This window comes from Achromobacter sp. GD03932, from assembly GCF_029839485.1.
Lineage (GTDB): Bacteria > Pseudomonadota > Gammaproteobacteria > Burkholderiales > Burkholderiaceae_B > Achromobacter > Achromobacter bronchisepticus_A.
This window is the reverse complement of the sequence record NZ_JAOCAT010000074.1, coordinates 1-880: the sequence shown is the minus strand read 5'-3', so window position 1 is coordinate 880 and position 880 is coordinate 1. Positions and strand designations below refer to the sequence as shown.

Genomic DNA, 880 nt, shown 5'->3' with positions numbered 1-880 from the left:
GGCTCTGTTGCAAAAATCGTGAAGCTTGAGCATGCTTGGCGGAGATTGGACGGACGGAACGATGACGGATTTCAAGTGGCGCCATTTCCAGGGTGATGTGATCCTGTGGGCGGTGCGCTGGTATTGTCGCTATCCGATCAGCTATCGCGACCTTGAGGAAATGCTGGCGGAACGCGGCATTTCGGTCGACCATACGACGATCTATCGCTGGGTCCAGTGCTACGCCCCGGAGATGGAGAAGCGGCTGCGCTGGTTCTGGCGGCGTGGCTTTGATCCGAGCTGGCGCCTGGATGAAACCTACGTCAAGGTGCGGGGCAAGTGGACCTACCTGTACCGGGCAGTCGACAAGCGGGGCGACACGATCGATTTCTACCTGTCGCCGACCCGCAGCGCCAAGGCAGCGAAGCGGTTCCTGGGCAAGGCCCTGCGAGGCCTGAAGCACTGGGAAAAGCCTGCCACGCTCAATACCGACAAAGCGCCGAGCTATGGTGCAGCGATCACCGAATTGAAGCGCGAAGGAAAGCTGGACCGGGAGACGGCCCACCGGCAGGTGAAGTATCTCAATAACGTGATCGAGGCCGATCACGGAAAGCTCAAGATACTGATCAAGCCGGTGCGCGGTTTCAAATCGATCCCCACGGCCTATGCCACGATCAAGGGATTCGAAGTCATGCGAGCCCTGCGCAAAGGACAGGCTCGCCCCTGGTGCCTGCAGCCCGGCATCAGGGGCGAGGTGCGCCTTGTGGAGAGAGCTTTTGGCATTGGGCCCTCGGCGCTGACGGAGGCCATGGGCATGCTCAACCACCATTTCGCAGCAGCCGCCTGATCGGCGCAGAGCGACAGCCTACCTCTGACTGCCGCCAATCTTTGCAACAGAGCC

General features: G+C 60.6%; 1 protein-coding gene. It reads left to right on the top strand.

Annotated elements, in window-relative coordinates; translation table 11 throughout:
* The first annotated feature begins 61 nt into the window (after positions 1-61).
* Positions 62-826, top strand: a complete 765-nt coding sequence (locus N5C88_RS31405) for an IS6-like element IS6100 family transposase (protein WP_001389365.1) — start codon at positions 62-64, stop codon at positions 824-826.
* Positions 827-880: the final 54 nt, after the last annotated feature.